Origin of the sequence: Mycetocola tolaasinivorans, assembly GCF_003667565.1 — a bacterium.
In the GTDB taxonomy this organism is placed as follows: domain Bacteria; phylum Actinomycetota; class Actinomycetes; order Actinomycetales; family Microbacteriaceae; genus Mycetocola; species Mycetocola tolaasinivorans.
This window is the reverse complement of the sequence record NZ_RCUX01000008.1, coordinates 30,414-52,001: the sequence shown is the minus strand read 5'-3', so window position 1 is coordinate 52,001 and position 21,588 is coordinate 30,414. Positions and strand designations below refer to the sequence as shown.

Here is a 21,588-nt window from a genome sequence, read left to right as displayed (position 1 = left end):
CGACGAGCGTGTTCTGCCTCGTGCCACGCGTCTTGCTCGGCGTCCAGCATGCTCGGATAATAGGGTGATGGACCTGCCACTGCCGCCCAGCGCCCCGACCATCCCGATTCGTGAGGATCTTCGGCTGCGACCCTGGCGTCTCGGCGATGAAGACGTGATCACCGCCGCCTGCCAGGATCCCGAGATCCAGCGCTGGACCACCATCCCCGTACCGTACACGCGGGAAAACGCCGAGTTCTTCCTGGAGATCACCGCGAGCGACTGGGCATCCGGGGCCGGCGGCTCGCTGGCGCTGGTGGATCCCCGCGAGGATGTTCCGTTTGGCTCGTTTGGGTTCGTGAGCATTCGCGCCGATCACCGGGCCTCCGAAATCGGGTACTGGTTGGCCCCCGATCGGCGCGGGCACGGCTATGCAATTGCCGCGGTGACGGCGCTCAGTGAGTACGCGCTCGGCCTGGTGGGGCTCGACGAGGTGTATCTGCGGATCGATCCGCAGAACGTCGCCTCGGTGGCCGTAGCGCTCGGTGCAGGATACGAACTCACCGCGACCGCCGTGACGGATGCGCGCACCCCGGACCTCCTGGACACCTACACCCGATACTCGCCCCGACACCGCGAGGAGGGGGCCGCATGAGCCCGGTATTCCCGGTCGATGCCCCGACGCTTGCCGTACGCGGCGGGTTTGTGCTGCGCCCCTGGCAGCCGGATGACGTCGACGCGGTGTTTGAGATCTGTCAGGACCCCGAGATTCAGCGCTGGACCCCCGCACCCACGCCCTACACGCGCGCCGATGCTCAGCGCGTGGTCGATCGCGGCCTGACCTCGTGGGCAGCCGGCGTGGGCGGTTTCTTCGCGTTGGCCGACGCTCAGACCGATGAGCTGGCCGCCTGGTTCGGTTTTGTCGCGCTTCAGGAAGAGCCCGCGAGCGCAGAGCTCGGCTACTGGCTCGCGGCACCATTCCGCGGGCGGGGGCTCGCTACCCGCGCCCTCAACGCCCTGGTGGACTACTCGTTTGACGTGGTCGGGCTTGACTCCGTGTACCTGCGGATTGATGCGGCCAATGCGGCCTCGGCGGGGGTCGCAATCCGCGCCGGATTCGAGCTCACCGCGAGCTCGGTGACGGATGATCGCACGCCCGAGCCGCTCGACACCTACACGCGGTACTCGGCCGCCTAGGGCGAGAGCGGGCGGGGATTGTTCGGTGCCCACCAGCGGCTCCAGACCGACGTCCAATCGAGTCCGACGGGCGGGTCGACCTCGATCGAGTCCTGATCGGCAATGACCCATCCGAAGGGTTTGTCCGTCGCACGCTGGAGAGTAAACAGGGTCTGGTAGGTCGGGGAAGGGGCGAACCCTCCCTGGAGATGGGTGAATGATTGCCCGCCGGTGACGAGCACCGTCGCCGTATCGGCCTCGACCGAGATTCCCTGCCACTTCTGTGCCGCATAGTTGTTGTCCACAAACCACCAGTCAGGATTGTGCGCGGGAATAGCCTCCTCGAATCCGCGGTTGATCTCGACGAGGTGCTGGGCGGCGCGCTCGGCGGTGAGGGTGTCGGTGAGCGCGCTGACGCGTTCGGCCCGGAGCTCGGGATCGTCCACGAGCTCACGGAGCCGCTCTTCGTCGGTAACGAAGGCGATGGTGCCACTGGGAAGGCCCCCCGCAGAGGTGCTGACTTCGACGAGGCGGGGCAGGACCTCACGGATCTGCAGGATGTCTTCGGTCGGGCCCGAATCTACGAATGCGGTGCGCGGCTCGCGTGCGCGTCCGTCGTCCGGGACCAGGACGGATGCCAGGATCATCCCAACCGCGGCGAGCCCGAGGAGGCCCAGCAGGGTGCCCCCAACGACCCGCTTACGACGCGTGCTCCATCCCGCAGTGCTCTCACTCATCACGCCTCCGAAGGGTTGTCGAGACGTCTGCTCGCTGCCCTTAATCTAGCGCAGGAATGCTCCCCTGATGGGAGCCAGGACCCCAACGATGTCCCCAGTTCAGGAGTGTTTTCGGCGCCGAGCGCCCCGCGCTACTCCTCGAAGGTGTTGACCATGGCCGTGGCGGCGCGCGAGAGGTAGTCCCAGAGGATTGCCTCATCCGCCGGCGGCAGACCCATGGCGTCGACTCCGGCGCGCATGTGCAGCAGCCAGCGTTCGCGAGATGCCGGGTTGACCTTGAACGCGTTGTGACGCATGCGTAGACGGGGGTGGCCGCGCTGTTCGGAGTACGTGGTGGGGCCGCCCCAGTACTGTTCGAGGAACATCAGCATGCGCTCGGCGGCGGGCCCGAGGTCTTCCTCGGGGTACATTGGGCGCAGAATCGGGTCTTCGGCCACGCCCCGATAGAACACGTTCACGAGTGTTTCAAAGGCCGGCCGGCCGCCGAAGCGTTCGTATTCCGAGCGTCCGAGAAGGTTCTTGGGCTGTTCGCCCTCGGGGGTGGACATAAGGCTCCTGTGTGTTGCACCGAGTGGGGCGCCGCGGCGAAAAATTACCGGACAATATCAGCCTACTCCGTTGCCCGGCGGCCATCCGTTCGGCGGTCGTTTCGGGGAGTTAGTGCGTCCCATCTTCGCCGGGCTCGGGGGCTTTCCCCGTGACGGTACCGTTACCGGTGCCGGCTTCCGGTGAGCGGCGCTTTGCCCCGCGGCGCGGCGCGGGGCCATCGGTGGCCGGAGGCTTCGTCAGACTCTGCCCGACGGTGTTGACCGGACGCGTGCGCGGCGGCTTCGCACCCAGCACACTGCCGGCGCTGTCGAAGCCGGAGAGGACCACGGCCTCGAGCGAACTGAGCGCCACATCCTGCTCGCGGAAGCTCTGGAAGAGTCGCGCGCGCAGTTCGCGAGACACGTCGTCCTTCGCGGCGGTACGGGTCTTGGTGACGACGCGAATGATCAGGGCCTCGGCGGAGACCGACTCGATGCCCCACACCTCCGGACGATCGATGATGCGCGTGCGCCACTTCGGGGTGTGGGCGAGAGCCGTGGCGGTTTCCAGCGCGAGCTCCTGCGCCTGGACAACATCGGCCGTGTACGGCACCGCGAGGTCAACGATGACGCGTGACCAGCCCTGGGACATATTGCCCACCCGCAGGATTTCACCATTGCGCACGAACCACAGGGTGCCGTTGACGTCGCGCACCTGGGTGATGCGGATGCCGACCCGTTCGACCACACCGGTTGCCAGGGCGGTGGCACCGCCCAGCTCCACGACGTCCCCCACACCGAGCTGGTCCTCCATCACCATAAAGAGCCCGTTGAAGACGTCCTTCACGATGTTCTGAGCGCCAAAACCGAGGCCGGCACCCACCGCGGCGGTGAGTAGCGAGAGGGAACCGATGATGTTCTGGTCGATTGCGTTGACGATGAGGACGATCGCGATGATGACCACCACGACGTTGACGATGTTGCTGAGGACCGTACCCAGGGTGCGCGTGCGCTGAACGAGGCGCACGGCGGCGAGCGGTGAGACGCTGAGTGCCTGGGTATCTTCGGCACCCTGGTTCTTTTTGACGCCGTTGACGATCTGGCCGACGACGCGACGAATGAACAGTCGCAGGATCCAGGAGGCGATGACCGCACCGATGATGATGATCACGACGCGTACGAGAACTCCGAGCGGGCTCTCGAGGAAGGCGCCGATCGTGTCCCAGATGTTTTGCACGACGACGTCCGGGGTGGTGGGGGTGTCCGGTATTGTAGCCATGCCTGAAAGTGTAGCGGCGGGCACCCGGGAGATCCTGGATGCCCGCCGCTAGCGGGTGTGCCGCGCGTGGCGGCGACCGGTTTTGCCGGCCTCGTTACGGTGTCACCGGCGTGTGCCGGTGCGCGTGATTACGCCCGGGCGTCGCGCTCGCGTGCGGCAAGGGCGCGCTCGGTGCCGGCCACAGCCTCGAGCACGATCCGGCGCAGCGCGGCGGGACGCTCGGCGTTAGCCGCGAGCCAGGCGTGTGCGGCGTCGCGCAGATCGGTGTCGATCAGGGCGGACGGGTACAGGCCCGAGATCAGCGGCTCGGCCACGTGGTAGGCGCGCTTTTCCCAGAGGTCGGCGATCACGTCGAAGTAGGCCGTGCGGAAGGGCTCCTGGTCTGCCGCGTCGTGCAGACGCTGGAAGCCCAGGGTGGTGGCCGAAACGATGGCGTTGGCGGCGGAGTCATCAACCACGACGCTGTCCCAGGCGCGCTGCTTGGCGGCTACACCCGGAAGGGCGGCGCGTGCCTGAGCGGCGGCCTTGGCTCCACCGGCGGTGTTGTCCGATGCCAGGGCGGCGTCGATCTCGGTGTCGGTGACGCGGCCACCGGTGGCGAGGGCGCTCAGGAGCTCCCAGCGGAGGTCGGTGTCAACGGTGAGCTCGGGCAGCGTCTCGGTGCCCGCGTGCAGGGCCTCGATCACGTCGAGGTGCTCGGCGGTGTTCGAGACGGCCGCGAAGAACTTGACGAACTGGAACTGGGCATCGCTGCCGGCCTCGGCGCCGCGGGCGAGTGCCAGCAGGGCGTCGCCCACGGTGGCCAGGATCTCCTCGCGGATCTCCGGTGCCACGTAGGCCTCGGCAGCGAGCAGCAGCTGGTTCAGCGTGGTGCGCAGGGTGGTGGACTCGGTCTCGGTGGCGATGTGGTTCAGCACCAGGAAGACGTAGTCGCGGGCCGGGGTCTCGGCGTCGCGGGTGGCGTCCCAGGCACTGCTCCAGACCAGGGCGCGAGCCAGCGGGTCGGTGATGTCCGACAGGTGCTTGGTGGCGACCTCGAGGGAGGCATCGTCCAGACGGATCTTGGCGTAGGCAAGGTCGTCATCGTTCAGCAGGACGAGGTCCGGACGGGTGCGACCGATCAGCTCGGCCACCTCGGTGCGCTCGCCGTCAACGTCGAGCTCGAGGCGGTTCTCACGAACGAGCTTGCCGTCTACCAGGTTGTAGAAACCGATGGCGAGGCGGTGCGGGCGAATGGTGGGGTAGTCCTCGGCGGCGGTCTGCAGGATCGCGAAGGAGGTGATCACACCGGCCTCGTCGACCTTGATCTCCGGACGCAGGGTGTTGACCCCGGCGGTCTCGAGCCACAGGGTCGACCACTCCGAGAGGTCGCGGCCCGAAGACTTCTCGAGCTCGACCAGGAGGTCGGCCAGGACGGTGTTGCCGAAGGCGTGCTTCTTGAAGTACGCGGAGACACCGGCGTAGAAGGCGTCAATGCCCACCCAGGCGGCGAGCTGCTTGAGGACCGAACCACCCTTGGCGTAGGTGATGCCGTCGAAGTTCACCAGGACGTCGTTGAGGTCGTTGATCTCGGCGACGATCGGGTGGGTGGAGGGCAGCTGGTCCTGACGGTAGGCCCAGGCCTTCTCCATCGCGGCGAAGGTGGTCCAGGCCTCGGTCCACTCGGTGGCCTCGGCCGTGGCGATGGTGGAGGCCCACTCGGCGAAGGACTCGTTGAGCCACAGGTCGTTCCACCAGCGCATGGTCACGAGGTCGCCGAACCACATGTGGGCGAGCTCGTGCAGGATGGTGACGACGCGACGCTCCTTGATGGCGTCGGTGACCTTGGAGCGGAAGACATAGGTTTCGGTGAAGGTCACCGCGCCGGCGTTCTCCATGGCACCCATGTTGTACTCGGGTACGAACATCTGGTCGTACTTCGCGAAGGGGTAGGGCACGTCAAACTTGTCTTCGAAGAAGGTGAAGCCCTCGCGGGTCTTGTCGAAGATGTAGTCGGCGTCCATGAACTCGGCCATCGAGGCGCGAGCGAACACGCCGAGCGGGATGGTGCGGCCATCGCTCGAGGTGAGCTCCGAGCGCCATACCTGGTACGGGCCGGCCACGAGGGCGGTGATGTACGAGGAGATACGCGGGGTTGGCTCAAAGCTCCAGGTACCCGAGCCGTTGCCGTTGTCTACGGGCACCGGCGTGGGGGAGTTTGAGATGATCTGCCAGGCGAGCGGCGCCGTGACGGTGAAGGAGAAGGTGGCCTTCAGATCGGGCTGCTCGAAGACGGCGTAGACCTGGCGGGAATCCGGCACCTCGAACTGGCTGTAGAGGTACACCTCGTTGTCGGCGGGGTCGACAAAGCGGTGCAGGCCCTGGCCGGTGTTTGTGTAGGCGTGGTCGGCGTCGACCACCAGCACGTTGTGCTCGGCCAGGCCGGCCAGCGCGATACGGCTGTCGTCGTTAATGGCGGCGACGTCGAGCGCGGTGCCGTTCAGGGTGACCGAGTGTACGGTGCGGGTCACGGCGTCGATGAAGGTCGAGCTGCCCGGGGTCGCGGTGAACGTCACGGTGCTCACGGTGCGGAAGACCTCGTCACCGGTGGTGAGGTCGATGTTGATGTCGTAGGACTCGACCGAGACGATCTCAGCGCGCTCGGCGGCTTCGATCCGGGTCAGGTTTTCTCCGGGCAACTTAACTCCTTGCAATGGATGGGATTGTGTCCAGCCTTCAGCGTACCGCTTGGAGTGCGCTTGCGGTCAGGCCTGTGGAAGCGGGTCGGCGTGTGACGACTTGTGGACGAGAGACACGCCGGGTATTGTTCTAGTTGAAGTAGAACAAGTGGAGGTCAGATGTTTTTGAGCATTCATCCCCAGTCGTCACAGCCGCTCTATGAGCAGTTGGCCGGCAGCGTGCGCGCCGGCATCCTCGATGGCAGCATCTCGGATGGCGAGCGGCTCCCCAGTGCCCGCGACCTCGCCGGCTCCCTCGACCTCAACGTGCACACGGTACTGCGGGCATACGGAATGCTGCGTGAGGAGGGCCTGCTTGACCTCCGCCGCGGCCGTGGCGCGGTCATCACCGCCCCCGCACGCGATCTTGATGCCGTCACCGCGGCGCTCGACACGCTGCTGGACGCCGCCGAGCGCGCCCAGCTCTCCCCGGAAACCCTGCTCTCCCTGGTGCGTTCGCGCCTGAACCCCGTACCCACCCGTCTCGACCCGGAAGGCCCCCGATGACCACCCCGACTCGCCCCACACGAACCGGTTTGATTACGGCCCTGATTGTGACCTTCGCCCTCGTCGTACCGCTGATCGCGGTGGTGGCGTCGGCCCTGATCTTGCGCTCCTGGCGGGATGATCTTCCCGCGCAGGTGATCGCCCAGTGGAGCTTCGCGGGCGAGCCGTCACGGTGGGCCGACACCCGCTGGGAGCCGCTGGTCCTCCTCCTGCTCTGCGGCGGTCTCGTTGCATTCTTCGGAATCATTGCGCTGTATATGGCGCGGAGCGGATCAATCCGGGCCGGTGCCGTGCCCGCCACCCTGATGTCCGGCGTGATCGGTGCGGCCATTTCCGCTACCTTCCTTGCGACCACCGTGCTTCAGCGCACGGGTGCCGGGCAGGACGATCCGGCTGCGCTGGTACCCATCCTGATCGGTGGGGGAGCGTTCGCCCTGGTCTCGGTCATCGGCAGTGTGCTGCTGTGGCGCGCGAGTCCATCGGTCGGGATCGACGCCGAGGCCGTGGTGACGGGCCCCGAGCTCACACTCCCCGAGGGGGCACGCGCGGTGTGGCTCGGTCGGGCACGGCTGAACGTGGCCGCGCAGGTGGTACTCGCGCTCGTTGTGCTCTACGTGCTCGGATGGCTCGTGTGGGCGCTGATTGTCGCGCCGCAGCAGGAGATCACCATCGCGATCTCCACCGCCATCGCGCTCGTCGTTGTGCTCGCAGTGCTCTCCATGCTGTCCTGGCGAGTGCGGGTGGACCGCACCGGCCTCCACGCCCGAGCCCTGCTGGGGCTCCCGGCCACACACATTCCCCTCGGCGACATTGCGCAGGCGCACGTGATCGAGGTCAGTCCGCTGCGCGACTTCGGCGGATGGGGCTGGCGCGCCGGCCGCGATGGCCGGGTGGGGATCGTCCTTCGGGCGGGACCCACGCTCGAAATCGAACGATCCGATGGGCGTCGCTTCGTGGTCACCATCGCCGATGCCGAGACGGCGGCCGGCCTGATCAATACCCTCGTACGGCGCCAGAACGCGACCCGGTAGGCTCGGCGGGAGAGTCCGAGGGAGGAGAGTCTGTGGTGACGTCGTTAGAACCCGAACCCCGCGAGCGTCCGGAACCGAACGGGCACTCCCCGGCCCCCGTGGCCGAGTCCGATTCCGCAGGGGCGCAGGATCCACGCCGCGTGGCGGCACTCGCACGCACGGCGAGGCTGCTGGTGATCGTGCCCATCCTCGCGCCGGGGATTATCGGGTCGCTCCTGGTGCTGCTCTGGTCGGGATCGCTGCCCGACCCGCTGGTCACCCAGTGGGACTTCGACGGCTCCGCAAGCTCCTTCCAGCCGCTCGTCGCCGTCATCCTGTTTCCCCTCGGTTTCTCGGCACTTTTCACCCTGGTGATGGCTCCGACGGCGTTCCTCGTGATTCGCGGGAAGCACGAGGCATCCACCGTCGCCACGCAGGTGGCCACGGGCGCGGGCATCTCCGCGGCGACCACCACGCTGTTGCTGTCAACGGTGGTAATGCAGCGCGGATTGGAGGGCCAGACCTGGGCCGGTTCGGTACTGCCCATCCTGATCGCCGGCGGCATCTGGATCATTCTCGCGATTCTCGCCACGTCCCGGCTGCGCCGTCTGATACCCAAGCTGCGCGCGGCGCGGGCATCCCAGCGGCCACAATAGCCCTGGGGTCTGCGCGTATTCCCAGCCTTCGCGTGGATGCATGCGCGTCGCCCGGGAATGCGATTAGATGGGTGCATGACCTCCGTAGACTTCTGGTTTGACCCGAGCTGCCCCTGGGCGTGGATGACCTCCCGCTGGGTAGACAACGTTTCCGCACAGCGTGACCTGAACGTCACCTGGCACCCGATGAGCCTCGCCGTGCTCAACGAAAACAATGCCGACCTCACCGATGAGCGTCGCGCGGGCCTCGCAAAGGTCCTGCGCTACAACCGTCTCGTGACCGGCGTTGCCGAGGAGGTCGGTGCCGAGCACATCAAGCCCCTCTATGACGCCCTCGGAACCCGCATTCACCCGGGTGGCCGCAGCGATCAGGACGCCATCATCGCCGAGGCGCTCGCCGAGGTGGGCCTCGACGCCGGCCTGGCCGCGCTCGCCGACTCCGACGCTCACGATGTCGCACTGCGCGAGAGCCACGGCAGCGGTATCGCCCTCGTCGGACAAGACGTTGGTACGCCGATTATCGCGGTCAACGGTGCCGCATTCTTCGGCCCGGTCATCTCCCCGGCACCCTCGGGCGAAGAAGCCCTGCGCCTCTGGGACGGCGTGCTCGCGGTATCCTCATACCCGGGGTTCTTTGAGCTCAAGCGCTCGCGCACCGTCGGCCCCATCTTCAACTAAAGGATTTTCACGAATCATGCGTATTCACGTCGCCACCGATCACGCCGGCCTCGACTTCAGCCGCGCACTCCAGGACCACCTGGTGAGCCTCGGTCACGAGGTCGTGGACCACGGGCCGCAGAGCTACGACGCTCTCGATGACTACCCGGCGTTCTGCATCAACGCGGCCGCCGCCACGGTGGCCGACCAGCGCGCGGGCGTTCAGGCCCTCGGCGTGGTGTTTGGTGGTTCCGGTAACGGTGAGGCCATCGCGGCCAACAAGGTGGAGGGTGTGCGCGCCGCGCTCGTCTGGAACCTTTCGACCGCAAAGCTCGCCCGCGACCACAACGACGCCAACGTCATCTCGATCGGTGCCCGTCAGCACGAGGAGTCCGAGGTTTTGGCCCTCGTCGAGGCGTTCATCGCCGAGCCGTTCAGCCAGGATGAGCGCCACGTGCGCCGCATCGCCCAGCTGGCCGAATACGAGACCACCGGTGACATCGCCGGAAAGGGTGTCGAGCGTCCCGTCGTTCGCGACTAGCCGACCGTGCCCGAGGGTCACTCCGTCCACCGCATCGCGCGGCAGTTCGAACGCAACTTCCTGCACACGCCCGTGCACGCAAGCAGCCCGCAGGGTCGCTTCGCGGACGGCGCGCGGGTGCTGGACGGTCACGAACTGCTGCGCGTCAACGCGGTGGGAAAGCAGATGTTCGCCGAGTTCGATGGCGATCTGTGGCTGCGAGTGCACCTCGGGCTGTACGGTGCCTGGGACTTCGCCGGTCAGATATTCACCGACGCGACCATCGCCAGCGCTGCGGGCAGGATGGGCCAGACCAATCAGCGGGGCACGGATCTCGATCCGAGCCTGCTGATCGATCGGGGCGGCGAAGACTCGGTGTCCTCCATCGGGGCCCCGCGAAACTCGCGCATGCGCATGTCCGAACAGACGAAAGCGCTCGCCGGGCCGGAGGACGAAACCTTTCCACCCGAGCCCGTGGGCCAGGTGCGGCTGCGCCTCCTGACCGAAACCTCGGTCGCGGATCTGCGCGGCCCGACCGCCTGTGCGGTGATGACCCCCGCCGAGGTGCAGGACAAGATCGACAGCCTCGGTCCGGACCCCCTGACGGACAACTCCGCCGCCGCGGAGGAGAAGTTCGTCACCGCGGTGCGCAAACGCCAGGTGTCGATCGGCCAGCTGCTGATGGATCAGTCGGTGGTGGCCGGGATCGGCAACGTCTACCGCGCCGAAATGCTGTTCCGGGCCGAGCTCAACCCGCACACCCCCGGTAAGCAGGTGCCCGAGGATGTCGTGCGCGCGCTCTGGCGTGACTGGGGTGTGCTGCTGCGCATCGGCGTCGAAACCGGGCAGATGATGACGATGGACGGTCTCTCGCCCGATCAGTACGTGGCGGCGATGGGAAACCTCGCCGACCGCCACTGGGTATACCGCCGTGCCGGTTTGCCCTGTCGCCGATGCGGCACAAACATCGCACTCGAGGTCATGCAGGCGCGCAAACTGTACTGGTGCCCCGGCTGCCAGTTGTGAGCGCGAAAACACTGACCGTTCGAGATTTCCCCGCCTGCCAGCTGTAGCGCGGAAGCGCTAGTTTTCCGGCGTACTGCGCCAGCGGTATTCGCTCTGCGGACGGCCGGGCGTTCCGAGCCGCGGTGCGCGTTCGACGCTGCCGGAGGCCGTCAAATGCTCGAGATAGCGTCTGGCCGCCACGCGGGACATTCCGACCTCCTCGGCGATCTCCGCCGCGGAGCGTGCGCCATGTCCGCGCAGAGCATCGGTGACGAGCCGCAGCGTTTCGGGGGCGATGCCCTTCGCCGGCTGTTCGCGGGTCGGCGGCCGCAGCGCGGTGAACAGAGAGTCGACGTCCTGCTGGGTGGACTGCCCGGTCACACAGAGTTCGCGGTTGTGGAACTCGCGAAACTGCAGCATCCGCTCGTGGAAGGTCGCGAAGGTAAAGGGCTTGATCAGGTACTGGGCGACGCCGAGGGCGAGCGTTCGGCGTACGCTCTCGGCCTCCCGCACGCCGCTGATCACGATCGCGTGGGTGTCGCTGCCGCGGGCGCGGATGTGGCGGAGCACGTCGAGACCACTGCCATCGGGCATGGTGATGTCGAGCAGGATCAGATCGATGCGGGTGTTTTCATCGCGCAGGGTCGCGACGGCCTGAAAGGCCCCGATCGCCTCCGCAACCACGGTGAAGCCGGGAATGCGGTCGACGAATGAGCGGTGCAGCTCGACGATCAGCGGGTCATCGTCAACGATGAGTACTCGGATATCCGGGCGTTCGGTCATCGGGTGCCTCCGTTCGGTGCGATGGTGGGGAGGATGGCGCGCAGCGTGGTGGGATGCTCATCCACCGTGAGGTGGCCGCCGGCTTCGGTGACGATCTGTCGGGCCAGATGGAGCCCGAGGCCCCGGGTTTTCGAGGGGGATTCCTTGGTGGAGTAGCCGTGTTCGAACAGACGGGCACGGGATTCCGCGGTGAAACCGGGGCCGCTATCGGTCACCGCGATTTCGACGTGTGAGTTTCCGTGCGGCCGCACCTCGATGTGGACGGAGCGCGGAGTGGGGCCGGTCGCGGCCGCATCGAACGCGTTGTCGATGAGGTTTCCCACGACCGAGATCGCGTCGATGGGGCTGAGCGCGGGTGCCGCTGCGTTCGGATCGATCTCGGCGTCGAAATCGACGCCGCGTTCGGCGGCCTGCGCGGTTTTGCCCAGGATCAGCGCGCTCATGGTGGTTTCGGCGGTGGCGGGGACGGCGAGGCGATCCACGAGATCCTGATTGCGCTGGGCGGTCTCGGTGAGGAGGCTGATGGCCTCGCGGGTGCGGCCGAGTTCGAGCATCGCGACCGCCGTGTGCAGGCGGTTACCGTGCTCGTGGTTCTGTGCGCGAAGGGCCGCGCCGAGGGTACGTAGTGACTCGTACGAGGAAGTGGCATCGCGCACGTCCGCGGCGCTGAGATCTCCGGTGAGCCTGCGTGTGTAGCGGCGGCCCATGAGTGCTCCGGCGATGCCCGCGGCGAGGAGACCGGCCGTGATCAGGATGATGACGGGGAGCTCATCGCGAATCGAGGCACCCACGGTGTTGAGCGTAACGCCCGCCGATACCCAGCCGATGATCGTGGAGCCGGCGGTCGCTGAGCCTGCCGAGTCCTGCGCGGCCTGCACGGGCACGATCGTGCGAATCGAGGGCCCCAGCGTGCCCGCGAACACCTCGGTGAGGGCGGTGGGCGTGCGGGGGATGGTGCCGACGTAGTATCCGCCGATTTGGGAGGCGTCGCGGTGGGTGAGGCGCACGCCCTCGGGGGTCATGATCGTGACGTAGGTGATGTCGGCGGTGCCGATCAGCCGTTCGGCAATGGGCTGTAGGCGGCCCGAACCGGCGTTAACGGTGATCTTTCCCTCGGCGATGGCGGCCAGGGTATCGCGCGTTGACGGCGTGAGCGCCAGGGTGGTCGCGATGGCGTCGGTGGTGCGTTCGGCCTCGTGTTCGCCGGCGCGCTGGCGATCCCAGATCAGGAGCCCGCCCACGGCAAGGCCCAGTACCGCGGCGACCAGAATGAGCGCGATAAACACGCTCGAGGAGGCGCTGCGGGTACGTTTTTGGACCATCCCGTCATTCTGCCATGGGCGCGCTGGCGACGGGTTTTGGCGTGACCAATACGACCAAAACGATGGCCGGTGGAGGGCCCACCCGTAGCGTGAGGGAAATTGATCTGGCGCCCTGCCCGCGCCGCATCCGAACGATGACGTTTCAGGAGGAACCCGTGGCACACAATTCGATTCGACTCCCCGCCGGCCGGCGCCGCCCGCGCCGCTCCTGGGATCGGCACACCTGGCTCTACATGTCCGTGATCATCGCCGTCGTGGCGGGTGCCCTGCTCGGGCTGATCGTGCCGGATGTTGCGATCACCCTCGAACCGCTGGGGAAGGCGTTTGTCTCGCTCATCAAGATGATGATCGCACCGATTATCTTCTGCACGATCGTGATTGGAGTGGGCTCGATCGCGAAGGCCGCTACGGTTGGCAAGATCGGCGGACTCGCGCTGATCTACTTCATGATCATGTCGACCTTTGCGCTGGCGATCGGGCTGGTGGTGGGAAACCTGATCCACCCGGGCGAGGGCCTCGACATGCGCGGCTCGCACTATGAGACGAAGGGGGAGGCGGCGGGCACCGTCGACTTCATCCTGCAGATCATTCCGCCGACCTTCTTCTCGGCCTTCACCGGCGAAAGCGTGCTGCAGGTGCTGTTCATCGCGCTGCTGACCGGTTTCGCGCTGCAGGGGCTGGGCACGCGCGGCGAGCCGATCATCGGGGCGATCAAGCAGCTGCAGACCCTGGTTTTCCGCATCCTGAGCATGATTCTCTGGCTCGCACCGATCGGTGCGTTCGGGGCGATCGCCGCCGTGGTGGGCCGAACGGGGGCCGCGGCCATCTGGGGTCTGGGCATCCTGATGATCGCGTTCTACATCACCTGTGTGCTGTTCATCCTTGGTGTGCTGGGATCGCTGCTGTACTTCGTGACCGGCCTCAACATTTTCAAAATGCTAAAGTACTTCGGCCGGGAGTATCTGCTGATCGTGGGGACGTCCTCCTCCGAGTCGGCGCTGCCGCGGCTGATGGCGAAACTTGAGCACGCGGGTGTGTCAAAGCCGGTGGTGGGTATTACCGTGCCCACCGGCTACTCGTTCAATCTGGATGGTACGGCGATCTATCTCACCATGGCGTCGCTGTTTATCGCCTCGGGCATGGGTCAGCCAATGAGTATTGGCGAGCAGATCGGTCTGCTGGTGTTCATGATCATCGCCTCGAAGGGGGCGGCGGGCGTGACCGGCGCGGGCCTCGCGACGCTGGCCGGCGGGCTGCAGGCCTACCGACCCGACCTCGTGGACGGCGTGGGTGTGATCGTGGGTATCGACCGCTTCATGTCCGAGGGTCGCGCGCTGACCAACTTCACCGGTAATGCGGTGGCCACCTTCCTGATCGGCACCTGGACCGGGCAGATCGACCGGGATCGTGCGCGCAGCGTACTCGCGGGGGAGGTGCCCTTTGATGAGGCCTCGATGACCGCCGATGGCCACGGCGCCGAGGCTCCGGCAGCCGTGGAGGGCGCGGAAACGCGCTCGTAGGCCTCGCCGTTAACGACGTCGCGCCCCACCTCTCGGAGGTGGGGCGCGACGTGGTTGTGTGGTATTACTTGCTCAGGTGAGCGACGAGGAACCAGCGGTCCTTGTCGAGACCGCGGGCGATCTCGATGGCGACGTCCTGGCTGGTGGCGTCGATCTCGGCGAGCTCGTCGATGGCGGTGTTGACCGAGACGAGGGCGGCGTCGATCTGCGCGATGACCTCGGCGATGGACTGGTCGGACTGGACGAACCCGGCGGTGAGCTCACCGGTGGTGGTCTTGGCGGCGACGGTGGCGAGGCGGGCGTCTACCGGGAGGCCGAGGGCGACGATTCGCTCTGCGGCGAGGTCGGACCAGTCCTGGGCGTGCTCAACGACGGTGTCGAAGAGCTCGTGGACGCCGACGAAGTTTGCGCCACGGACGTGCCAGTGGGCCTGCTTGCCGTTGATGACGAGAGCCTGGAGGTCGAGAACGACGGGGCTGAGGAACTGGGCAACGCCGGCGGCTACCTCTGCGCTGACGGAACTGGTGGCGACGGTCTGAATGTTGGTCATTTTTTCCTGCTTTCCTCTGTTGTTATTTACAACGGTACGCGGATAAAAACATTCCGCAAGCAAGATTAGGCTCGTCTTACGCCGTATTTCATCAGGTCTTGCGTCCCCATTTCGGGGCGTCGTGGCTGCGTAGTCCCGCGGATTCTGGCCAGAAATTCACGGTTTAGCGAGCTCGCTACGCGCGGTCAAAACCCGTCAAAAATTGTTTTGAATCATTCAAAAAAGCACTCGAGGTCGGGTGTGGCTGGCATGAGGTGGGGCCGTACGCTACTTTTTCCGGGTGCGGCGCTGGGCGCGGGCGCTGGCCGCGAGGAAGATGACGCAGACGATCATCATGAGCACCCCGGGGCCAAATCGGCCGAGCCCGAAGAGCACCCCACCGATGATGAAGGTGGCGGCCCCGACCAGGGTGTAGGCGGCGGCGAGCGAACGAATTTTCATGCCGGTGGTGCTGCGCTTTCTGCGGAAGTAGGCGAGTGCGGGGCGCCATTGCCCCGTACCCTGTGCGCCAGTCTGGCACACGTTGGAGGGTGAAATTGTTCGATTCCGGTGGGCTGTGACCGGATCGTTAGTTTCGGACGGATGCTCAGTAATCGTCCTCGTCGAGGTGCGGCTTGGGGCCGCGGGTAGACAGTCCGCTGAGGGCGAGCGCGAAGATCAGGAGACCCACGCTGACCGTGGCGAGCGGGTTGGCGACGCCGATGCCGATTTCCTGGGCGATCTCACCGCCGCTGAGTGACACCATCGACACCAGACCGTTTGCGGTGATGTCGGGAACGAGGAACCCAAAACCGATGCCGCACACCCAGGAGATGATCAGGGTGGCGAGCGCGGAGGGCCGCAGCCGGTATCCGCGCCGCGCGGTAATGATGATGTTGCGCGCCACGAAGATGTTGAGGAGCGCGTAAACCGGGCCGAGGCTGTAGGCGAACCAGCGCACGAGATCTCCGTCGATACCCACCAGCATGCGACCGGCGGTAATCCACACGGCCACGGCGAGGCCGATGACGACTACCGCATAGCCGAATACGCCCGCGTGCGGGGTGCGCACGGGATCGGGGAGCTCGCGCTGCCGACGGGAGGGCCACATGGGGGGAAGTGCGCCGCTTTCCGGCTCGACTGCTGCGGAGGATTCGGACGGGATTTCAGACACGGCACTCTACCTTTGAACACGCACAGAGGGGACTCTTCCATTATCTCGTGCTTCTGTGCCTCATGGCTCATGGGGCACCTGTGGATCGCGTCCCTGCTTCGCAGGGAGTACGTACAACTGAGCGTGTACTAGGGGTCATCCCGAGGGGGAACCTTGCGGACCCATGTTTACAGGGTAGACGATAGCGTGTGCTGCGCTGGAAGGGATTGCCCTTCAATAGACATAACTAGTAAACAACTAGTTGTAAAAAATATGTCTTCACCCTCAATTGGGGGCTTTTCCTCCTGGATGCTTCTCACAATACTGGGTACATCAGACACCACCAGAATGGGTAAGCAATGCAATCGATGCGCCAGGGTCTCTCCGAGGCGGCCTGCTCGGTATGGGCAAAGAGTGCAGGGTCGATCGAGAACCGCGCCGAGGTGGATCGTTGGCTCCCATTGGTGCAACACCTTGAAGACTCCGCGGGGATCGCTGCGTTGCTTTGGGAGCACTGGGTGCCGCGAAGCGTGCAGAATCAAATTGCCGCGGTGTGGGGTGGGGATCTTGATGTCGCCGGAACCGTCTATGCATTCCTTGCGGGTGTGCATGATGGAGGCAAGTGTGCCCCATCGTTCTCAGTAATGGTGCCTGTTCTTGCCGACGCGATGACGGCGGTGGGTCTGCACGTGAACCCCGCGATTGCTCGAGACCCTGATCGTTCGTTAGCCAGGCATGAGCTTGCCGGGCTCATCGCTCTCCGGGGATGGCTGGTCGACACCGCCGAGTTTAGCGCTCGCTCCGCTTCTTCGTTGGCGTCTGTGGTCGGGGCACATCATGGCCGCGCACCGTCCGCTCTGCGTCTGGAATGGCTTGAGGGGCGCCCGGATCTGCTGGGAGATGGGCCGTGGGACTTGGTACGTCGTGAGCTAATCGAGTACATGTTCGTTAGGACGGGCATGGCCGGTGTGGCCGACCGGCTCAGAGAATCTGAGATTCCTCAGGTAGCCCTGGTGAATCTCTCGGCACTGGTCATCATGGCCGACTGGATCGCGAGCAACGAGGCGTACTTCCCACTGTATCCGGTGGGAACCTCTCCCGTGGAAGACTCGGCATCGCGGGTGGCTGCGGCCTGGGCGGCGCTTGACTTCCCCAGCCGCTGGGAGCTGAACCCGGATGATGATTCTGCATCGATGAGTTTCGCCGACCGATTTGGGCTTCCGGCCGGTGCGCTGCCCAACGCCGTTCAGGCAGCCGCTCTGAATCTGGCTTCCGAGGTGTCTGGGCCCAGCATGATGATCATTGAGGCAGCGATGGGGCTGGGTAAGACAGAGGCGGCACTGGGTGCTGCCGAAGCTCTTGCCCGGCGCACGGGTGCTGGCGGAATCTTTGTGGGGCTCCCCACACAGGCCACGACTGACGGGATGTTTCCGCGCGTATTGGCCTGGGCAGATTCGCTGGATCAGCGTTCGAGCGTGTATTTGGCGCACGGAAAGGCGGCCCTCAACCCAGTGTTCGAGCGAATGCTTGATGAGGCGCGCTATGCGGGTATTGGTGCTGACGGAGCAGACGAGAATCGAGGGGGCGAAGACCTTGTCGCTCACGCCTGGCTGAGCGATCGGCGACGCGGACCACTCGCAAGCCTCGTGGTTGGCACCATCGATCAGGCTCTGTTCGGGGCGCTTCGCTCGCGACACCTTATGCTGCGACACCTCGCGTTTGCCGGGAAGGTGGTGATCCTCGATGAGGTCCACTCGGCTGATGACTTTATGGCTCCGTATCTCGATCGAATGCTGCACTGGATGGGTGCCCACGGCGCATCGGTCATTCTTTTGTCGGCCACGCTGCCGGAGGCCCGACGAGTTGCGATGGCCCAAGCCTACTCCTCGGGCCGGAAGGTGGCACAGGGGCTGCGATCAGGTCGTGCTGCCCGTGGCATCGATCGGTTTGCGGAGCTTCGGGGTGATATCGGATATCCGGCGATCACCGTGGTGAGCGATGCGGGTGATCCGCGCGCCGTCTCCCCAAGCCCTGGCGACGGGGCGCGCCGCACGGAGGTTCATCTTGAGCACATCGCTGACGATGATGCTGCCCTGATTGAAACGCTGCGAGCGGCGCTCGCCGAGGGCGGTTGCGCCGGTGTGATTCATAACACTGTGGGTCGCGTTCAACACACAGCCGGGGTTCTGCGGAAGGCGTTCCCCGATACTCCGGTGATCATCGCGCACTCCCGCTATCTTGCCGCCGACCGTATTGCCCGGGACTCCCTGCTGCTGGATCTCTTTGGGCATCCGCGCCGCGCCACCGCCCGCCCTGCGCGAGCAATTCTGGTGGCTTCTCAGGTAGCCGAACAGTCCTTGGATATTGACCTGGACATCCTCATTAGCGATCTTGCGCCAGTAGACCTACTCTTTCAGCGGGTGGGGCGTCTGCACCGGCATCAGCGGGGAGTGGGCCAGGACGATCGGCCCGCGCCTCTGCGTGTCCCGCGTCTGTTGATTACCGGGGTGGACTGGGAGACGGAACCGCCAACTCCGTCCAAGACGTATACGTCGATCTATGCGCCATATCTGCTGCTGCGCACCCTGTTGGAGCTTCGCGGACGTAATTCCCTGACGGTGCCCGATGATGTTGCACCGCTCGTACAGGGGGTGTACGGGGAGCAGGGTGATGTTCCCGCGGAGTGGTCCGAGGCTCTGGCCGTTTCGCTGGGCGCACTGAACGCTGATCGGGACGACCGCGCACGCAGAGCGGAGGCGTTCCTTCTGGCGGAGGCCCGCCCGTCGGGGCTGCTGGGGTGGGCGAGTGATGGAATCGGGACGCTGCGCGAGGAGATTTCCGGGCGTGCGGGAGTGCGTGATGGGGAGGAAACCTTCGAGGTTTTGGTGTTGTGGACCGATCCGGACGGAGCGCTCACTGTGCCGCCCTGGCTCTCCGCTCTTCCACAGCCGATTCCGTTGAACGCGGTTCCGAACCGCGCCCTTGTCCGTTTGATTCGGGGCACGGCGCTCAGACTTCCAGCCCAGTTATGCCGCCCACATCAGATTGATGGGCACATTCAGGAGCTGGAGGCGTGCTATCCCGTGCCGCAATGGCATGCCAGTTACGATCTTCGGCACGAACTCGTGCTTGTTTTTGACCATCAGGGGTGCGCTCGCCTCGGCGAGTATGCCCTGACCTATGACCACATAAATGGATTGGAGGTGACCGATGTTCGAACCGGAAACTCACACCGACGTACCGAGCTTTAACCTTCTGGTCGACCCGTGGATTCGCTGCCTCGATGCGGATGGGGTCGTGCGCGAGCGCGGTCTCAACGCAGTCTTTTCGGACGTGCGGGACATTCGCGAGATCGTGGGAGAGATTCCTACACAGACGTTTGCGATTACAAGGCTCTTGCTTGCGATTCTGTACCGTGCGCTGGACGGTGAGGGGGAAGACCCGGGCGAGTGGGGAAATCTCTGGCGCGAGGGCCTGCCGGTTTCGGGGGTGCAACAGTATCTCAGCGAGTACCACGATCGTTTTAACCTTTTCGATCCGGTGTACCCCTTTTTCCAGGTTGCTGATCTGCACACTTCAAAGAACGAGTTCAAGGGCGTTGTGCAGCTCATCCTCGATCTGCCGGCAAACAATACTCTCTTTACTACCCGTGGCGGTGAATCGGCGACGCGATTGAGTTTTGCCGAGGCCGCACGGTGGCTGGTGAATGCCCAGAGTTTCGATTTTTCGGGAATCAAGTCGGGTGCGGTGAATGATCCTCGGGTGAAGGGTGGCAAGGGCTATCCGCAGGGTGTTGCCTGGGCCGGGTTGATTGGAGGCGTCCTCGTCGAGGGCGACTCGCTGCACGAGACCCTGTTACTTAATCTCGCTCCTCATCGTGCGTCCATCGATGATGACCTCCCCGTCTGGGAGGTGGAGGTGCCGGATGGCCCGGCGCCTTCGGCGCGTGGGGCACGGGGCCCGCGTGGCCCAGCCGCGCTCTACACATGGCAAAATCGCCGAATTCGCCTGTTCGAACGGGAAGGCGTGGTCGTGGGGAGCCTCCTGTGCTACGGCGATCCGCTGACTCCGCAAAACATGCAGGGTGTCGAGCCGATGTCTGCGTGGCGACGCAGCGCCGCTCAGGAGAAGAAGCTTCGCAGCGCGCCGGTGTACATGCCGCGAGAGCACCATCAGAGCCGCGCGTTTTGGCGGGGCCTCTCGGCCGTGTTGCCTCGAACCGTGGAGCAGTCAGCACAGGCGGAGGCTCCGGCAGCCCTGCCTCCATACTCGCTCGAGTGGATTGCCCAGCTCCTCCAGGAGGGCGTGCTTGAACGGAGTGTAACCGTGCGGTTGCGCGCGATCGGTGTGGTGTATGGCACACAGAGTTCGGTGGTGAGCGAGGTGATCGATGATCGGCTCATGCTGCCGCTATCTGTTGTCGGTGAGAATGGTCGCGAGCTCGCGGCTGTCGCCGAGGCCGCGGTAACTCGAGCTGAAAATGCTGTTCGCGCGCTGGAGCGGTTGGATGCGGACCTCACGGTTGCGGCCGGCGGTGAGCACCGCGTTCCCGCCGACTCGTTACGAGAGCTGGGGAGCACTGCAACGGCGGCGTATCTGGTCATTGATCCGCTCTATCGACGGTGGCTGGGCGCTCTGCGCCCCGGCCTCGCTCCCGGACGGGCGTATGACGTGTGGAAGGAAGAGGTTCATCGCCAAATTCTGATCCTGGGCGCAGAGCGTTTGGCTCTGGCGAGCCCGCAGGCGTGGGCGGGCCGGTTGGTGGATGGCCGCCGGCTCAACTCGGCAATTGCGGAGTCACGTTTTCGGCGGGCGTTGCAGAGCGAGCTTGCCCCCACCGCTGAGATTCTGGAAGGAAAATCGAATGACAAAATTTGAATCGGAGCCCGTCGGGGCTCCGCGGCCGCTCTATGCACATGTTGCGCGCCGAGTGTCAGCACTTCACCGTGGATATTCTCAGGGTGTTTCTTCGTCGGTGAGTGCCCTGGCGCGGCTTCGCCGTGGTGTCGGGCAGGAGCCCGGGGCTGAGCTTGACCTGATCGAGCTGACGTTTGCGAACCTCGAGACGGTGAGTTCCGGGTTGCCGGATGAGCCGACCCTGAATGAGCGTGCCGCCTATACGGTGATCTGCCTGTTCGCGCTTCATCAGCAGTCGCGTCCCGAGCGGTCTATGCATCGCGCGGGTTACTCGTTTGGCCGATCCGCGCGCGAGCTGAGCCGGGCCAATTCTGCTCCGGGGAGCAGTGAATTGGATGAGGCTGTCACGCGGCGCTTTGTTGCACTGGGTACCGCCGAAAGCTGGGCGGAAACGGTGCACCATGCGCGCGGCCTCATTCAGCAGTTCCGTGCGGCAGACATCCCTCTGGACTATGGCCGTTTCGCCGAGGATCTTGTTGCGTTGCAGAACCCCGCCACCGCTGGTGCGGTACGCACGGTGTGGGGGCGAGATTTCTATCTTGCACCTCGAGTCTCGGCGGCCCCCGATGACGACCTGCCTGCCCGTCCCTAACC

General features: G+C 65.3%; 21 protein-coding genes. 12 read left to right on the top strand and 9 right to left on the bottom strand.

The genetic code is table 11. From position 1 onward, the window contains the following. Positions 1-67 precede the first annotated feature (67 nt). Both D9V32_RS11070 and D9V32_RS11065 read left to right on the top strand, forming a co-directional pair. The gene (locus D9V32_RS11070) at positions 68-634 is read left to right on the top strand and encodes a GNAT family N-acetyltransferase (RefSeq protein ID WP_121648970.1); all 567 of its coding nucleotides are present in this window, start codon (positions 68-70) and stop codon (positions 632-634) included. Then, on the top strand, positions 631-1,176 hold the full coding sequence (locus tag D9V32_RS11065; protein ID WP_121648969.1) for a GNAT family N-acetyltransferase: 546 nt from the start codon (positions 631-633) through the stop codon (positions 1,174-1,176). The genes D9V32_RS11070 and D9V32_RS11065 overlap by 4 nt, the downstream gene beginning before the upstream one ends. Here the strand turns inward: D9V32_RS11065 and D9V32_RS11060 are convergent. The 4 genes from D9V32_RS11060 to pepN form a co-directional block, all read right to left on the bottom strand. Further along, positions 1,173-1,892, bottom strand: coding sequence for a hypothetical protein (locus D9V32_RS11060; protein WP_121648968.1), 720 nt, complete (start codon positions 1,890-1,892; stop codon positions 1,173-1,175). The genes D9V32_RS11065 and D9V32_RS11060 overlap by 4 nt on opposite strands. Positions 1,893-2,023: 131 nt before the next feature. Then, the gene (locus D9V32_RS11055; protein WP_121648967.1) at positions 2,024-2,440 is read right to left on the bottom strand and encodes a globin; all 417 of its coding nucleotides are present in this window, start codon (positions 2,438-2,440) and stop codon (positions 2,024-2,026) included. A gap of 109 nt (positions 2,441-2,549) precedes the next feature. Beyond that, positions 2,550-3,698 carry a mechanosensitive ion channel family protein gene (locus tag D9V32_RS11050; RefSeq protein ID WP_121648966.1) on the bottom strand — a complete coding sequence of 383 codons (1,149 nt, stop codon included), beginning with the start codon at positions 3,696-3,698 and terminating at the stop codon, positions 2,550-2,552. Positions 3,699-3,826: 128 nt separating this feature from the next. After that, on the bottom strand, positions 3,827-6,376 hold the full coding sequence (pepN, locus tag D9V32_RS11045; protein ID WP_121648965.1) for an aminopeptidase N: 2,550 nt from the start codon (positions 6,374-6,376) through the stop codon (positions 3,827-3,829). Positions 6,377-6,535: 159 nt separating this feature from the next. Here pepN and D9V32_RS11040 point away from each other — a divergent pair, with 159 nt between their 5' ends. From D9V32_RS11040 to D9V32_RS11015, 6 genes are all read left to right on the top strand, one after another. Beyond that, positions 6,536-6,922, top strand: coding sequence for a GntR family transcriptional regulator (locus D9V32_RS11040; protein WP_121648964.1), 387 nt, complete (start codon positions 6,536-6,538; stop codon positions 6,920-6,922). Further along, the gene (locus D9V32_RS11035; RefSeq protein ID WP_121648963.1) at positions 6,919-7,953 is read left to right on the top strand and encodes a DUF1648 domain-containing protein; all 1,035 of its coding nucleotides are present in this window, start codon (positions 6,919-6,921) and stop codon (positions 7,951-7,953) included. The genes D9V32_RS11040 and D9V32_RS11035 overlap by 4 nt, the downstream gene beginning before the upstream one ends. Before the next feature lie 35 nt (positions 7,954-7,988). Further along, the gene (locus D9V32_RS11030) at positions 7,989-8,588 is read left to right on the top strand and encodes a DUF1648 domain-containing protein (protein ID WP_147440453.1); all 600 of its coding nucleotides are present in this window, start codon (positions 7,989-7,991) and stop codon (positions 8,586-8,588) included. Positions 8,589-8,663: 75 nt separating this feature from the next. Next, positions 8,664-9,266: a mycothiol-dependent nitroreductase Rv2466c family protein gene (locus tag D9V32_RS11025; RefSeq protein WP_121648961.1), complete on the top strand. Its 603-nt coding sequence runs from the start codon at positions 8,664-8,666 to the stop codon at positions 9,264-9,266. Positions 9,267-9,282: 16 nt separating this feature from the next. Further along, positions 9,283-9,786, top strand: coding sequence for a ribose-5-phosphate isomerase (locus tag D9V32_RS11020; protein WP_121648960.1), 504 nt, complete (start codon positions 9,283-9,285; stop codon positions 9,784-9,786). 6 nt (positions 9,787-9,792) lie between these two features. Beyond that, positions 9,793-10,791, top strand: a complete 999-nt coding sequence (locus D9V32_RS11015) for an Fpg/Nei family DNA glycosylase (RefSeq protein ID WP_121648959.1) — start codon at positions 9,793-9,795, stop codon at positions 10,789-10,791. Between the two features lie 57 nt (positions 10,792-10,848). On the opposite strand, the gene D9V32_RS11010 is transcribed toward D9V32_RS11015, so the two are convergent. Together D9V32_RS11010 and D9V32_RS11005 are read right to left on the bottom strand one after the other, a co-directional pair. Then, positions 10,849-11,553 carry a response regulator gene (locus tag D9V32_RS11010; protein WP_121648958.1) on the bottom strand — a complete coding sequence of 235 codons (705 nt, stop codon included), beginning with the start codon at positions 11,551-11,553 and terminating at the stop codon, positions 10,849-10,851. Then, a complete protein-coding gene (locus tag D9V32_RS11005; protein WP_121648957.1) occupies positions 11,550-12,875 on the bottom strand; it encodes an ATP-binding protein in 1,326 nt (441 codons plus the stop codon). Before D9V32_RS11005 ends, D9V32_RS11010 begins: the two co-directional genes overlap by 4 nt. Positions 12,876-13,108: 233 nt before the next feature. Here D9V32_RS11005 and D9V32_RS11000 point away from each other — a divergent pair, with 233 nt between their 5' ends. Then, positions 13,109-14,395, top strand: coding sequence for a cation:dicarboxylate symporter family transporter (locus tag D9V32_RS11000; protein WP_245982290.1), 1,287 nt, complete (start codon positions 13,109-13,111; stop codon positions 14,393-14,395). A gap of 64 nt (positions 14,396-14,459) precedes the next feature. Here D9V32_RS11000 and D9V32_RS10995 read toward each other — a convergent pair whose 3' ends face one another. The 3 genes from D9V32_RS10995 to D9V32_RS10990 form a co-directional block, all read right to left on the bottom strand. Beyond that, positions 14,460-14,945 (bottom strand): Dps family protein, encoded by a 486-nt coding sequence (locus D9V32_RS10995; protein ID WP_030148818.1) that lies wholly within the window; start codon positions 14,943-14,945, stop codon positions 14,460-14,462. A 267-nt stretch (positions 14,946-15,212) separates the two neighbouring features. Beyond that, positions 15,213-15,386, bottom strand: coding sequence for a hypothetical protein (locus D9V32_RS16250; protein WP_183086283.1), 174 nt, complete (start codon positions 15,384-15,386; stop codon positions 15,213-15,215). A gap of 145 nt (positions 15,387-15,531) precedes the next feature. Next, positions 15,532-16,098 carry a hypothetical protein gene (locus D9V32_RS10990; protein ID WP_147440452.1) on the bottom strand — a complete coding sequence of 189 codons (567 nt, stop codon included), beginning with the start codon at positions 16,096-16,098 and terminating at the stop codon, positions 15,532-15,534. 338 nt (positions 16,099-16,436) lie between these two features. On the opposite strand from D9V32_RS10990, the gene cas3 reads away from it, so the two are divergent. Genes cas3 through casB form a run of 3 tightly spaced genes read left to right on the top strand, consistent with a single transcriptional unit; the run spans position 16,437 to position 21,586 of the window. Next, entirely contained in the window at positions 16,437-19,328 is a 2,892-nt protein-coding gene (cas3, locus tag D9V32_RS10985; RefSeq protein WP_121648954.1) for a CRISPR-associated helicase Cas3', read from the top strand. Beyond that, positions 19,288-20,955, top strand: a complete 1,668-nt coding sequence (gene casA, locus D9V32_RS10980; protein ID WP_121648953.1) for a type I-E CRISPR-associated protein Cse1/CasA — start codon at positions 19,288-19,290, stop codon at positions 20,953-20,955. The genes cas3 and casA overlap by 41 nt, the downstream gene beginning before the upstream one ends. Beyond that, the gene (casB, locus tag D9V32_RS10975) at positions 20,843-21,586 is read left to right on the top strand and encodes a type I-E CRISPR-associated protein Cse2/CasB (RefSeq protein ID WP_121648952.1); all 744 of its coding nucleotides are present in this window, start codon (positions 20,843-20,845) and stop codon (positions 21,584-21,586) included. The genes casA and casB overlap by 113 nt, the downstream gene beginning before the upstream one ends. Positions 21,587-21,588 lie beyond the last annotated feature (2 nt).

What these genes read in the sequence shown, in the direction of transcription:
- D9V32_RS11035 (WP_121648963.1), top strand. Translation starts at nt 6,919, where the DNA reads ATGACCACCCCGACTCGCCCCACACGAACCGGTTTGATTACGGCCCTG.
- D9V32_RS16250 (WP_183086283.1), bottom strand. Translation starts at nt 15,386, where the DNA reads ATGAAAATTCGTTCGCTCGCCGCCGCCTACACCCTGGTCGGGGCCGCC.
- casA (WP_121648953.1), top strand. Translation starts at nt 19,288, where the DNA reads ATGTTCGAACCGGAAACTCACACCGACGTACCGAGCTTTAACCTTCTG.
- D9V32_RS11020 (WP_121648960.1), top strand. Translation starts at nt 9,283, where the DNA reads ATGCGTATTCACGTCGCCACCGATCACGCCGGCCTCGACTTCAGCCGC.
- cas3 (WP_121648954.1), top strand. Translation starts at nt 16,437, where the DNA reads ATGCAATCGATGCGCCAGGGTCTCTCCGAGGCGGCCTGCTCGGTATGG.
- D9V32_RS10995 (WP_030148818.1), bottom strand. Translation starts at nt 14,945, where the DNA reads ATGACCAACATTCAGACCGTCGCCACCAGTTCCGTCAGCGCAGAGGTA.
- D9V32_RS11070 (WP_121648970.1), top strand. Translation starts at nt 68, where the DNA reads ATGGACCTGCCACTGCCGCCCAGCGCCCCGACCATCCCGATTCGTGAG.
- D9V32_RS11060 (WP_121648968.1), bottom strand. Translation starts at nt 1,892, where the DNA reads ATGAGTGAGAGCACTGCGGGATGGAGCACGCGTCGTAAGCGGGTCGTT.
- D9V32_RS11065 (WP_121648969.1), top strand. Translation starts at nt 631, where the DNA reads ATGAGCCCGGTATTCCCGGTCGATGCCCCGACGCTTGCCGTACGCGGC.
- casB (WP_121648952.1), top strand. Translation starts at nt 20,843, where the DNA reads ATGGCCGCCGGCTCAACTCGGCAATTGCGGAGTCACGTTTTCGGCGGG.
- D9V32_RS11025 (WP_121648961.1), top strand. Translation starts at nt 8,664, where the DNA reads ATGACCTCCGTAGACTTCTGGTTTGACCCGAGCTGCCCCTGGGCGTGG.
- D9V32_RS11040 (WP_121648964.1), top strand. Translation starts at nt 6,536, where the DNA reads ATGTTTTTGAGCATTCATCCCCAGTCGTCACAGCCGCTCTATGAGCAG.
- D9V32_RS11010 (WP_121648958.1), bottom strand. Translation starts at nt 11,553, where the DNA reads ATGACCGAACGCCCGGATATCCGAGTACTCATCGTTGACGATGACCCG.
- D9V32_RS11000 (WP_245982290.1), top strand. Translation starts at nt 13,109, where the DNA reads ATGTCCGTGATCATCGCCGTCGTGGCGGGTGCCCTGCTCGGGCTGATC.
- D9V32_RS11055 (WP_121648967.1), bottom strand. Translation starts at nt 2,440, where the DNA reads ATGTCCACCCCCGAGGGCGAACAGCCCAAGAACCTTCTCGGACGCTCG.
- D9V32_RS11005 (WP_121648957.1), bottom strand. Translation starts at nt 12,875, where the DNA reads ATGGTCCAAAAACGTACCCGCAGCGCCTCCTCGAGCGTGTTTATCGCG.
- D9V32_RS11050 (WP_121648966.1), bottom strand. Translation starts at nt 3,698, where the DNA reads ATGGCTACAATACCGGACACCCCCACCACCCCGGACGTCGTCGTGCAA.